Source organism: Dorea sp. 210702-DFI.3.17, from assembly GCF_020560825.1.
In the GTDB taxonomy this organism is placed as follows: domain Bacteria; phylum Bacillota; class Clostridia; order Lachnospirales; family Lachnospiraceae; genus Dorea; species Dorea formicigenerans.
This window is the reverse complement of record NZ_JAJCNB010000002.1, coordinates 169,729-182,667: the sequence shown is the minus strand read 5'-3', so window position 1 is coordinate 182,667 and position 12,939 is coordinate 169,729. Positions and strand designations below refer to the sequence as shown.

13 protein-coding genes are annotated in these 12,939 nt (G+C 43.3%); 5 read left to right on the top strand and 8 right to left on the bottom strand.

The window, feature by feature from the left end:
* Positions 1-9: 9 nt before the first annotated feature.
* From LI149_RS03335 to LI149_RS03315, 5 genes are all read right to left on the bottom strand, one after another.
* Positions 10-957, bottom strand: coding sequence for a hypothetical protein (locus LI149_RS03335; protein WP_227142962.1), 948 nt, complete (start codon positions 955-957; stop codon positions 10-12).
* Positions 958-1,040: 83 nt separating this feature from the next.
* A complete protein-coding gene (locus LI149_RS03330) occupies positions 1,041-3,278 on the bottom strand; it encodes an ATP-dependent RecD-like DNA helicase (protein WP_005333356.1) in 2,238 nt (745 codons plus the stop codon).
* Positions 3,279-3,329: 51 nt separating this feature from the next.
* Positions 3,330-4,388, bottom strand: a complete 1,059-nt coding sequence (locus LI149_RS03325; RefSeq protein ID WP_005333354.1) for a YqaJ viral recombinase family protein — start codon at positions 4,386-4,388, stop codon at positions 3,330-3,332.
* Positions 4,382-5,521: a hypothetical protein gene (locus LI149_RS03320; protein ID WP_005333353.1), complete on the bottom strand. Its 1,140-nt coding sequence runs from the start codon at positions 5,519-5,521 to the stop codon at positions 4,382-4,384. Before LI149_RS03320 ends, LI149_RS03325 begins: the two co-directional genes overlap by 7 nt.
* Before the next feature lie 398 nt (positions 5,522-5,919).
* On the bottom strand, positions 5,920-6,114 hold the full coding sequence (locus LI149_RS03315) for a hypothetical protein (RefSeq protein ID WP_005333351.1): 195 nt from the start codon (positions 6,112-6,114) through the stop codon (positions 5,920-5,922).
* Positions 6,115-6,300: 186 nt separating this feature from the next.
* On the opposite strand from LI149_RS03315, the gene LI149_RS03310 reads away from it, so the two are divergent.
* The 3 genes from LI149_RS03310 to LI149_RS03300 all read left to right on the top strand — a co-directional run bounded on the left by LI149_RS03310 (position 6,301) and on the right by LI149_RS03300 (position 8,410).
* Positions 6,301-6,618, top strand: a complete 318-nt coding sequence (locus LI149_RS03310) for a helix-turn-helix domain-containing protein (RefSeq protein WP_005333350.1) — start codon at positions 6,301-6,303, stop codon at positions 6,616-6,618.
* A 381-nt stretch (positions 6,619-6,999) separates the two neighbouring features.
* Positions 7,000-7,194 (top strand): DUF3173 domain-containing protein, encoded by a 195-nt coding sequence (locus LI149_RS03305; protein WP_005333349.1) that lies wholly within the window; start codon positions 7,000-7,002, stop codon positions 7,192-7,194.
* Positions 7,195-7,228: 34 nt separating this feature from the next.
* Entirely contained in the window at positions 7,229-8,410 is a 1,182-nt protein-coding gene (locus LI149_RS03300) for a tyrosine-type recombinase/integrase (RefSeq protein ID WP_005333347.1), read from the top strand.
* Positions 8,411-8,664: 254 nt separating this feature from the next.
* Here LI149_RS03300 and LI149_RS03295 read toward each other — a convergent pair whose 3' ends face one another.
* A complete protein-coding gene (locus LI149_RS03295; RefSeq protein WP_101872101.1) occupies positions 8,665-8,874 on the bottom strand; it encodes a helix-turn-helix transcriptional regulator in 210 nt (69 codons plus the stop codon).
* Between the two features lie 192 nt (positions 8,875-9,066).
* Between LI149_RS03295 and LI149_RS03290 the strand changes: the two genes are divergently transcribed.
* Together LI149_RS03290 and LI149_RS03285 are read left to right on the top strand one after the other, a co-directional pair.
* A complete protein-coding gene (locus LI149_RS03290) occupies positions 9,067-9,990 on the top strand; it encodes an amidoligase family protein (RefSeq protein WP_101872102.1) in 924 nt (307 codons plus the stop codon).
* A gap of 17 nt (positions 9,991-10,007) precedes the next feature.
* Positions 10,008-10,463, top strand: a complete 456-nt coding sequence (locus LI149_RS03285) for a gamma-glutamylcyclotransferase family protein (protein ID WP_101872103.1) — start codon at positions 10,008-10,010, stop codon at positions 10,461-10,463.
* Between the two features lie 20 nt (positions 10,464-10,483).
* Here the strand turns inward: LI149_RS03285 and LI149_RS03280 are convergent, their stop codons facing one another.
* Positions 10,484-10,759, bottom strand: coding sequence for a helix-turn-helix transcriptional regulator (locus LI149_RS03280; RefSeq protein ID WP_101872104.1), 276 nt, complete (start codon positions 10,757-10,759; stop codon positions 10,484-10,486).
* 495 nt (positions 10,760-11,254) lie between these two features.
* Positions 11,255-12,931 carry a GH25 family lysozyme gene (locus tag LI149_RS03275; RefSeq protein WP_227142961.1) on the bottom strand — a complete coding sequence of 559 codons (1,677 nt, stop codon included), beginning with the start codon at positions 12,929-12,931 and terminating at the stop codon, positions 11,255-11,257.
* Positions 12,932-12,939 lie beyond the last annotated feature (8 nt).

Here is a 12,939-nt window from a genome sequence, read left to right as displayed (position 1 = left end):
GGTTCTTCCTTAACCAGCCATCGGCATTGCTTTTTGTAAAATTACCTTTGCTGCCGCCGGAACCAGATTGTTCGGTCCGGAATATTGCTCGGCAAACCACTGGATCGTTGACGGGCTTTCAACTGCCACCTGTCCCATGGTCTTTCCGCCGTATTTTCCCTTTCCCGGAATCACAGTCCCGACTGCCATTTCATAGTTCATGTGTTTCATCAGTTCTTCTACCGGAAGGGACGTATCCAGATTCTGTAATGCTCCCTGCAGCATCTGTCCGGTCTTTGGCGGCGTAGAGGCAGCCGGAGCGGAACCGTAGCCAGGCATTTGTCCACTGCCATGGTAAATGGTGCTTCCCGCCGCCTGTGCCTGCTGATAGAACTGATTCATCATCTGCTGGCCTGCATATTCCGGCTGACCTGGCATCTCTCCATAAGTTGGCATAGGGGCATTTGGCATGACACCCGAATCCGGCATGGCTGCATTTTCCATGGCACCTGAATCCAGCATCTGTGGATTCTGATATGGAATTCCGGCATCTACCTGTGCAGGATCATTTTCCTCTCCCACATCCGCAAACTGCACACCATATCCGGCATCCGATAATGCCCTTCCTACGGCTGCTGTTTCTGCCATTTCCAGAAATTTGTCTCCAAACTTCGGGTCATCGCTCCGGAATTTCTGCGAAAAGGAATTGGCTACATAATTGTCTTCCTGATCACATTTATCCAGATAGATACGTGCTTCCACAACTGCCATGTTCTCTGTGAAAGTGATAATCCGGCTGATGATCTTTCCTGCCGGATTGACCAGACGAAACCATAGCTTCCGGTATTTCACATCCAGATAAAGCTGCTCCTCCTGCCCTTCTTCTCCAATCTTTCTTGCCAGTTCCATCGGATGGAAGCCATCCACACGGTTCAAAGCGGCAACTGCCTCTGATTTCTTATACAATAATTCTTTCATTCTCTGCTCCTTTCATTTAGAAAAGCAGACGTTCCCCTATATAAGAGTAATAGTCCGCTTATTTCAAAAATTGAAAAATATTTTTAAACAACAAGTTTTAACTGCTCCATTTCCGGTTTCTGTTCACTCTGATACTGATCGTAATACTGTACGATCCGCTCACTCAGAATGGTGTTCCTTGTCCCGCTGTCATCCGTATGGATTGCCTGACAGACTGCAGCCCATTCCCCTACCAGATAAACCTTGCTTTTCGCTCTGGTCACTCCGGTATAGAGAATATTGCGCTTCAGCATCATATAAAAGGCTTTTACCCAAGGGATGATGACAACCGGACATTCGGAACCCTGTGCCTTATGGATGGTTGTTGCGTTAGCATGTTCGATCATTTCCATCTGGTCAGCTTCATATTGCACCTGCCGCCCATCCGGGAATCCGATCACTGCCCTGGCATTTCCATCCTCATCCGTGATACAGTCCAGTATCCTGCCCAGATCGCCGTTACTCGCCATCTCGGTATTTTTATTCTGTAAAATCTTATCGCCAACCCGGAACACCTGACTGCCGATATGCAGTTCCTTCTTCCCTGCGATTGGCGGATTTACAAAATCCTCCAGAGATTTGTTCAATTCATCCACTCCGGCAGCACTGCGTTTCCGATACGGAGTCAGGATCTGTACCTGATCCATGCCGTTTTTTGCAATCTCGTCCAGATAAATCCTCCGGACAATCTCTGCCGCTTCATCTGCTCCTTTACAGGCAATGAACTGAAAATCCTCCCCAAAGCTCAGATTAGTCTTATTCTCCTGCATCAGTTTTGCATTATAAGGTATGCTGCTCAAAGCGCCCTGCCGGTAAACCAGATCCAGTACCGTGACCGGAATCAGCCCGCAGGCAATCAGTTGCCGGAACACATCCCCGGCTCCTACGGATGGAAGCTGGTTCTTATCCCCGACTAAAAGGACTCTGGCATGTCTGCTAACCCGCCGGAAAAATTCATAGGCAAGATGCATGTCCACCATGGACACCTCATCTACATTTAGAAATCCGGCAGACAGGTACTCAAAATCCGGTTCAAAATCCGTATCATCTCCCAAAAGCCCCAGGGCCAGATGCATCGTGGATGCATTTTCACAGCCGGTACTCTCCACCATACGTCTTGCCGCACGTCCGGTCGGAGCCATAAGCTGTACCTCTGACCTGCATAACGCCTGATGGATATAGAGAATCACCTTGAGAACCGTTGTCTTTCCGGTTCCGGGACCTCCGGTAATAATACTGATGGGATGTGCAAACACCATCCGCACTGCCTGTTTCTGTGTTTCTGACAGCGTGATCCCCAGTGTCTTCTGTGCCTTTTCCAGCTCCGGTTCAATGGACAGCAAAACCGGCTTCTCCAAAAGCCGTCTGGCTATCATGGAAGCGGTCTGTGTTTCTTCTTCATACTGCCGGATAGAATAGATCCGTTCTTCCTCCACAACAATGCTTTTTTGCAGCACCAGCCGGTAAAGCACCTGACTGACATCCTGCTCCGATACTGCCATGACCTGCAGATCCCGGTTCAGCATTTCCAGTGCTTCCCTGATAACCTCCTGACGCTGCTTAAACAGATGTCCTTCTTTCATTGCCTGATTCATGATATGTCCGATGCACCCGGATATCCGCATGGGATCATTGAGTGCACAGCAGCACTGTCTTCCGATCGCATCCACAGTCAGAAACCCGAAGCCTTTGACTGCACTCAGCATGTAAGGGCGGTGCCGGATAATATCCACCGATTCATTTCCGAATTTCTTCAGAATCATATTCACTTTTTTGGGTGTTACCTTAAAAGGCGCCAGAAACGTCATCAGTTCCCGGAACACCTGGTTTTTTCCATAGGACTCCACAATAGCAGCCAGCTTCTTCTCGGAAATTCCACGGATCTTCAAGAGTTCCTGCGGGTTGTTTTCCATGATTTCCAGTGTCTGAAGCCCAAACTTCCGGAAAATAGTATCTGCCATCTTGGGACCGATACCTTTGATTGCACCGGAAGAAAGGTATCCTAAGATACCCTCCTTTGTCCGTGGTACAACCTCCATGAAATTTTCCACCTGATACTGAGTTCCATGCTCTCCGCTCTCCCATCTGCCTTCCATCTCAAGCTCAATCTCGTCTGTAAGCGGAAGACCGAATCCAATCGCTGAGAAGCCGATGATATTCCGGGATGCCAGATATTTGTCTCTGGCTGACAGGGGGACAGACGTATCCTGTGTGGTGAATATGGCAATCGTATACCCATTCTCCTCATTCTGGAAAATCTTATGTTTAAATCTGCACCTCATTGTTTATATCCCTCCAGCTTTTTATCCGCATCCGTTCATTTGGTTTTCTCATTACGCCGCCTCCTTCTTAATTCGGAAAGTACGGCTCTCCGTTGTTTTTGTATATTCCTCATAGATATCCGGATGCTGGTTTTTCAGCTTCTCCATCTGGTCTTTCCCAACCGAAGTACGTCTGGTCGGATTATAGGTAATACGGTAACGGTTCGTACCGTCCTCCAGCACTGCCTTGCAGCCCTGCCCCAGCTGTTCCACAAAAGGAACACTGATTGCCCGCTGTTCTGCTTCGATTTCCTTTTTCCGTTTTTCCAACTGTGACTTTTCCTCCGAAAGGGTAAGATACTTCTCAAGATTTTTTGATTCCAGACCGGAAAGCACAATTTCCGGAATAGATTTGTCTGCAAAACCACCATAATTACGGATATTTGCCAGAACCAGATCGGAATTCCCGTTATGCGGCGGTACTACATTTTTCAATACATGTTCCTGCCAGAAATACGTTTCCTGATCAATGATGTCTTCTTCCTCAATCAGATCACGCTCAATGGTGCGATACACAAACTCATTCTCGTTATTTCCATACAGGCATGCGATAAAGGCTTTCTGCATATTCATCACAGACAGATAATGCCTTACCTGCAGCACATAATGAGCTGGAATACCCTCATCAGCCCACTTATCTTTCGCATTATAATTGCAGGTTTTACATTCCAGAATCGCAAATGTCCCATCCGGCATACGAACAAAAAAATCCACATCTGCAAGCATGAACGGATATAATGGATGCCGGAACATGACACGTACCGGAAATACTTCCAGTCCGGTCTTTTTGGAAAAGATTTCTGCCACCAGATCTTCCAGCCGGTGTCCGACTTCCTTGGCAACCCAGTTGCTTTCCTCTTCCTCCTGAATGACCGGCTGCACACCTGTTTTGTTGTAAAACAGATCCCGGATAGTGGCAAATGGAGAGATCCCCATGATTGCCGCTACATCACTGCCGCCGATTCCTTTTTTGCGGTATTCCAACCAGTCTTCTCTTGACAGGTTACTGATATCCACAACCTTTTCCGGTGTATACTCTGCTTTGTTATTCATTCCAATTCCTCCTAACATTTGACTGCTCCATAAACGTCATATTTTTTCCAGTCTTTTATAAGCGCCTTCGTAATATCCTCCTCCAGCTTCAGGATGCCCTGTCCGGACATTCCTTCACAGGCTGCAAAAAAGGAGGCTTCATTCATGGCATAATAAAGATCATGTGCCGTACAGGCACCTTCCCCGTTCTGGGATACAAATAGCTCCACCACCTCATTCCGGATCTTCTGTTTAATGCCAAGTTCCTTCATCAGCAGCTTCAGGCAGTTCACCGGATTACGGATCTCAATGTCCATAAGCTGAGTAAGATTCTTCATCGCATCCACATAGCGGGCGCATACCTGCTCCAGATTTTTCCGGAAGTCCAGAATCGTTGCCCCTTTATCGTGAGCCAGCTTGATTGGACTTCCCAGACTGATAACGCCGTTTGGTCCGTCTGTCAAAAGCATCGGATACAGATTTGCACCGCTCGCTGCCACGTCAGATGTGGTAAAACGAAGTGCCGGTGACAGGATCTTCTCATCCATTCCGTGTGCATCCAGTGCTTTTCGGTAAGTATCCAGAAGTTCCTGACTTCCTCCGAGCTTCCACATGGCAGATACAATGGAATGGTCATAGATACCAGAGCCCTCCATGTAAACACTGCCTTTGAAATTCAGATTCAGATATTCGCAGGTTGTCTCAAACATGGCTTTCATATCAAGGATGCAATAATCATGTTTATCCCCGCCATGTACTGCGGAAACCTTTCCGTCCGCAATCTTAATCAGGGCATCCCCTTTTGCAACCCGCAGGCAGTAATTGACTACCTTCGCATATGTTGCCTTATCCAGCTTGCGAAGCCCGTCTCCATTGACACCTGCGCGGCTTAAAATGGTGCGGATGGCACAGTCACGTACCGGATAGGATTCTCCTCTCATTTTCAGTACAAGCTGCGTATTCTTCTCTGTATCCTCCAAAATTTCTTCCATGGATGCATCTGCCGCATCCAGATTTTGAGCCTCCTTTTCCAGTGGTGCCAGCCGTAACGTATTCGTTGGCTTTCTGATCCATTTGGCATTTCTTCCTCTCTCTGCCAGAAACTCCAGCAGATCTTTTACTTCTGCAAAGGATCTCTCAAATCCATCTGCATACACTCTTGCTTCATTCATGTTCTTATTCCACCTTTCTTAAAATAATATTTATCCATCAACAGCCGAAGCTGGTTGTGGCATGCAACTATGCCGAAACCTAAATGTAAGCACAAAAAAAGAATGAAAAGAGAGTCTTTTCTCTGTTCATTCTTAAAAGTCTGGTTTCTTCCTGAAAAAACAAAAGTGCCACGCAGCCAAAAAAGGCATACCGTGACACTCACTACAAACATAAACTACTTATGCCAGGAATCAGCTCCTGCTGTTTCCTGTAAGTTTGGAGATTCTTATGAATCCCGAAACTCCCCAAAAAGGGTGTGCATAAAATAAACTATATCAGTATACTAGCACAAGATATTCCTCATGTCAATTCAGGCTTATACTATATATGGTGTTTATATTTGTTCAAAATACTACATCTATTTTTCTACTACGAATTCAATCTTCTCTTTCAGATACTCCCGGCAGCCAAACCGAACCGTTCCACACTGCTTTGACTCCTCTTTCGCCTTTTCATTACAGCAGTCCAAGTAGGGACAATCGTTACATTGATTCCGCAGTGCTTCCTTCGCCCATTCAATTTCCTGCTCATTTCCTATAATCCGCACAGACATCCACTTCCTTTGCTATCATCATACCCCAAAATCCATTTTCTATCATCCATAATTTCTTTTTTTGTATCATTTTAGTAAATTACGGTTATATTACGGAATAATCACTATATTTCAAATATATCTCTATTTTATTCCGTAATTTGCTGTAAGTAAATAGTTTAAAATGTGGAAGAGAGGTGTAAATGTATGGATAAAAACTTTATTGGAGAACGCATCAGCGAACTGCGTTTAAAGAAAAATGTATCTGAATATCAGATGAGTCTGGATCTTGGCAAAAATAAAAGCTACATCCAGTCCCTCACTTCCGGACGTTCTCTGCCTACCATGCAGAGCTTTCTGGATATCTGTGACTATCTGGAAGTCACTCCTCAACAGTTCTTCGATTCAGAGCTGCACAATCTTCCTCTGATTGACAAAGCAACTGATCTGATGAAACAACTCGATGACGAGGATATGCTTGCGCTCATTTCCATGCTGAATCGTCTGGCTCTAAAACGCAAATAGATTTCCGTGGCTGCCAAATCAAGGCAGCTTTTATTTTTATCATTTTTTCTTAAAATTTTTCAATCTTAAAGAAAAGCCCCCTATTCCTTAATTGAATGGGTAATATATCCATTCGCCGTACCTTGAAAACAAAAGAAATCTTTCGGGAGATTGATATAGGTGACTGCAGATAGTTTGCATCTTCGCACGCCTGCAGCTTAATAGTTACAAAGTAACACCGTTTTACGTGGCCGGAACGGGCATAGGAACTGGCTTCTGAAAGAATAACATAGACTTTTGGGATTTTAGCTTATAGCGCTTTTATTAGAGAACTTTTACTCAAAATTTGATATAATAATAGACAGGTATCAAGTTGATTCCCTGTCTGTGGAAAGGAGATTCATGATAACTGTAACAAAAAGGGATTTGATTGAATTAGGCTACGGTCCTTCCTTTGCTGCTGATATTATCAAAAAAGCAAAGGAACTTATGGTAGAAAAGGGGCATACCTATTATCAATCCAGAAAATTAGACAGGGTTCCAAAAGAAGCCGTTGAAGAATTATTAGGGATTACTTTGCCCGATAAGCAAGAATGATCGTGCTTTTTGCATTTTAGTAAGGAGTGAAATCATGGCAAAAGATCCAATTAAAAAAGCAGAAAACGGCACTTATTATTTTCGAGCCAACCTCGGATATCATCCTGTAACCGGAAAACAGATTCAAAAATACCGCAGCGGATTCTCAACAAAAAAAGAAGCCCGTGCCGAGTATTCCAAATTGATTCTTGCATCAACGGAAGAATTAGCTGATAAGAAGGAAGACATTACCTTCAAAAAGTTTATTGAAGAAATCTATCTTCCGTGGTACAAAACTCAGGTGAAAGAAAGTACCTACAAGAATCGTTACTCGACCATTCAAAAACACTTTGCCTATTTCTACAAGAAGAAAGTGTCCGAAATAGAAGCGATAAATGTACAGACCTGGCAGCTCAAGTTGGCAAAACAATTCAGTCCAAACTATGTACGCATTGTTCAGGGAATGTTATGTTTAGCTTTTGACCGGGCGATTATCCTCGGACTTGCAAAGAAGAATCCTGCCCGCATGATCGGCAATATCAAATCTAAAAAAGTAAAGATCGACTTCTGGACTTTGGAGGAGTTTCAGAAGGTAATATCCCTGCTGTACAAAGGTGACTACTACGAGCACTATCTCTTCATCTCGTTCTGGCTTTTATTTATGACTGGAATGCGTATTGGAGAGGCTGCCGCCTTACAGTGGGATGATATTGATTTTGAAACAGGTATGCTGATTATTAGTAAAACACTGTACTATAAAACAATGAATGACTACAAATTCGTTGAACCTAAGACGCAGGCAAGCAACCGTACCATTTATATTGATGCTGATACCATCAAGGAATTACAAGAATGGAAGGCGGTCCAGGCAAAGGTTTTACCAAATTGTGGATTCGTACTGAGTTATAACAGTACACCCACCAGCAAAACAACGCTTCCAAGAGCATTAGAGAAATTGGCAAATTTAGCTGGTGTCCACAGAATCAAAATTCATGCCCTGAGACATTCGCATGCTTCCCTGCTTATCAGCATGGGCGAAAATCCACTGCTGATTAAAGAGCGTCTTGGACATGAAAAAATACAGACGACACTAGGAACTTATGGTCATCTGTATCCAAACACCAATATTGAGATTGCAAAGAAGCTGACCGGGGTTCTCAGCTACCAGTCAGCTTCTCAAAGTATTGCTAATTATACCAGTAATCAGCATACTGCAATGTATCACAAAGAAATATAAAAATGCAATGATAATGCAATTTCAAACACCCAAAGCCGCAAAGCCCCGTGGTTACGGGCTTTGTAGCCCAGCGTCAACTATTCGAATTCAATAACGCGGAGTCATTCATAGGTACATTCATTACTTTTTATTATGATTTTGTTGTACGTTTTTGTTTTTATTTCCTTTATTTTTTTTATTACATATTTTTCTAACATCAAAATAACATCACCAAACATTTTATTTTTTCTATTACATATTTTCTTCATATTATATCACTCTTCTTCCGGATGCACAATCTCAATTACATCTCCAATCCCACAATTAAGTGCCTCACAGATCTTGCAGATAATCTCTGTGCTTACATGGCCATTCTTTCCAAGTTTCGCCAAAGTAGTATTGCTTATTCCTGCTAGCTCCTTCAGATCCATTTTCTTCATATTCTTATCTATCAAAGTCTTCCACAAAGGATTGTACGAAAGCATAACGATTCCTCCTTATCTTCTTTTTCCTTATTATAGTTTATTTTTCCGCTTTTGTCAAATTTATTTCTGTATTTGCAGAAATTTATTCCGAAAAAGTATTGACGTACCGTGTACATATGTTAATATACAACCATAGAAAACAAGAACATACATTCGGCGGACGGCGAATGTAAAATCAAGGAGGAACATGATATGTCAGAACTTTTAAAAAACCAGAAATTCGGAGTTGAAGTAGAATTCACAGGAATCACCAGAGAGATGGCTGCAAATGCAGTAAGAGAAGTTGTTGGAGGAACTATTTCCGGTCCGAGAAATGACTGTTACCGCACAAGAGTAATCAAGGATTCTCACAGAAGACAATGGAAAGTCATGAGAGACAGTTCCATTACACCAAAGATGAATGTCGGATCTGCAAATACGGATGAGTACAGAGTTGAATTTGTTACTCCTCCTCTTAAATACGAAGACATCGAAACTTTGCAGAACATCATCCGGAAGTTTAAAGAAATCGGAGGGGTGCCTCATAGCAGTTGCGGTATTCACATTCATATTGACGGAGCAAACCATACAGCAACATCACTTCGCAGAATGGTAAACTTCATGCTCTCCCGCCAGGAAATCATTTACGAAGCCTTGAACATCGGAGCAAGAAAAGACCGCTGGTGTAAGCCGATCTGCAAAAGCCTTTACGATACCATGAAGAAAGAATCTGACCTCACAAAAGATAAAGCAGAGCAAATTTGGTACAGCGAAGCGAATGATCACTATTGGGGCGGTGTAAACCATAGCCATTACAATGAAACAAGATACCACGCACTTAATCTTCATAGCTTTTTCTCAAAAGGAACCGTGGAATTCAGACTTTTCAACAGTACATTACACGCCGGCCGGATCAAAGCATATATTCAGTTTTGCCTCGCCATGTCTGCATGGGCGATAGAGTCCAATGACAAAATTGTATTCAGAAGCGTTTCCGGATACTCTGCAGATAAGAAAGTAACTTTGATGTATCACATCTTAACAAATCGCCTTGGGTTATATGGTGATGAATTTAAAACCTGTCGGCTTCACATGATGAAGCAACTCAAGGAAAACGCCACATCAGCGGCAGCTTAATACAGGAGGTATTCATTATGAAATTATATGTAGCTTACGGAAGTAATTTGAATAAGGAACAGATGAGCCACAGATGTCCAGATGCAAAGCCGGTATATACCGGCTATCTGGAGAATTGGGAATTGATATACAGAGGTAGCAAAACTGGAGCATATGCCACAATACGCAGGAAAAAAGGATACCGAGTACCTGTCGCTGTGTGGAGCATCAGTGAAACAGACGAAAAAAATCTTGATATATATGAGGGGTACCCAAGATTTTATTATAAACAGAACGTCTATGTAACCCTACAGGACGGTTCCAGAATAAAGGCAATGGTTTATATTATGTTCAACGGAGCGAAGCCAGGAAGACCAAGCGAGAGGTATGTGGATACCGTTTATAAAGGGTATCTTGATTTCAAATTGGACTACGAATTTCTCATAGATTCAATGCTTACAAATAACGATGAACTGAAAAAAGAGAGGGGATAATCCTCTCTTCTTCAGATCTCTCAGCCGTTGCAGCGGCTTTTTCCTTGGACGGCTTTCAAGTTTCCCCGTCTGGTGTGAGTGATGTTAGATTCTCTGTTCGGTATCCGCACAATCAATTCATCCAGCTCGCAGTCGAGCGCCTCGCATATCAGATCAAGATGCTCCAGGTTTACCCGCTCAGCAAGCTCGTGGTACAATTCGTTAATAGTGTTTGGGCGTATTCCGGTCGCTCGCGCCAGATCTGCTTGTGTCAGTCTCAGCTCTCCAAGCTTTTTCGACAGTAAAATCTTTATCATTCGCCATTGCTCCTTCCGTTTTAACTTACCATATAATGGTAATTTAAGACGGAAATTGTTAGATTATATCGTTTTGTGTTATACTAATAGACAATTCATGGGGGGTTCTATAGAAATAAATGAAAGATTTCAAGGTTGACTTTTTAAAAGATATGGCATATTATATTTATAGCTAAGGAATGCGGTAAAATTCCATAGGGTAAAACGAAAACCTCCAGAGTGCCAGCTCTGGAGGTTTTCTTGCTCGTTACGGTGAGCCAATCCGTTTAGGCTGTCGCTGCCTATTTATCTCCGTCCAGCCATTTGCATATGTAGTAGCTAACTACACCTGCTATAACAGAGATAAGAAATGCGGTAAAAATTTCTTCCACAGGGCACCACCTCCTTTCTGCTGGAGGTTCGGCAGCAATGTAATCATATCACAATCTTCTACAATATTCTACTTTTTTCATTAAGTAAAAGCAGGCAAGACAGAAAACGATTTTAGGCGCCGGATTATGCCTTTGCGATATATGCAGAATGAACAAATCCATAGATTCTTCCGTCAATTCTGATGTAATACCATCTCGATCCATCTGCCGCATTAACAACATCACATACATCGACCAGATTTCCCATTGAGAGTTTCGGCCAGGATTTAATGAGTGGATTGTTGGTACCGGCCCAGCTACGAACATTCAGAACGTCTGAGGTAACCTTTCCCGTCCACTGAGGAGTTTTCGTAATAACTCCATCATCTTTCAATGTGGTATCTCCGGACGGCTTACTGGTTGACATCTTAGTAATATACGCAGCAGATACGAATCCGTATTTATCACCCTGTGAACCGCTGATTTTTACATAGTACCAAGGATCCCCGTCCTTATCCTTTACTGTATCGCATACTCCGACTTTCGTTCCCTGGGAAATGGTAGGATAAGATTTCAGGTTTGCGTTTTCTGTACCGGCCCATGTTCTTACATTCAAAGAACCAGTATTCACAGTACCTGTCCACTGAGGAGTTCTGTTGAGATCTGTACCACCGCCGGAATTTCCAGAATTTCCTCCGGCCGGAGGGTTGGACGGATCAGTTCCCTGGCTATCGTACTTCGGAACAGCATATCCTCTGATATTTCCATTTCCAACAGAAAGAACTCGTCTCGCAACAGCTTCTCCTTTGTTACCCTCAATACAAGTAATCTGTCCATTGGACACAGATTCAACTACGCCGATATGATCGGAATATCCGTCATTCGGCTGATATCCCTGATCCCAGTTATACAAAATGATATATCCAGGTTTCGGAACGATTGTTCCATCCTCAATCCAGATTCCTTTTGCCTTGAAGATCTTAACATGCTCTTCGCATCCGCACTCTGTACCGATCAGGTCAACCATTCCAGCCGCGATTGCTGCTGCAGATACGATCGTATCACACCACTCATCTCTGTACTGCACTGCATAGCCTCTCGCCAAAGGCTTGTGACTGTTATACAGGTCGATAATCTGCTTGAACTTTCCATTTGCCTCGCTGAATCCAAGCCAGCTGCGCCATACATTCAAATAATCCTGGGCTGTTCTTCCCATATTTCCATCCTTCTTATTTTCTGTATCGTAAAAATAATCCATGTCTATGTCTCCGTTGATTCCCGGAACCTTTCCTTTGTTCGTGTACTGATGATAAGCACAAGGCACATCAGCTTCTCCGGAATAATCAGCCAGCCAGAACACATATTTTTTAATCAAATCCGGTTCATACATATTTCTGTAGTAATCAAGATTCGAGTAAATTCCCGGAGTATATCCCTGAGACTCTACATAAGTGCAGAATTCCTTTGTGAACAGGATACACTCTGATTTTCCGAGCTTTACTCCCTGGGCAGCAGCTTTTTCTACCGTGTCATATTCAAAATCAAAGAAAACGATAACATCTTTTCCAAGACCTGCTTTCTTGATATTTTCCATACACACTGCAGCTTCTTCTCTTGCTCCGGCCGCGGATGTTGCATAGCAAAAATGATAAACGCCCTTAATCGGGATGCCGTTTTTCTTGCATCCGTTCACATATTCCATGAACTTCGGATCCACAGTCTTTCTATACCCTTCTCTGAGGATAACGAAATCCACATTTTTTGCCACTTTTGAGAAGTCAATGTTTCCCTGCCAGTATGAAATATCAATACCTTTTTTCATGTATTTGC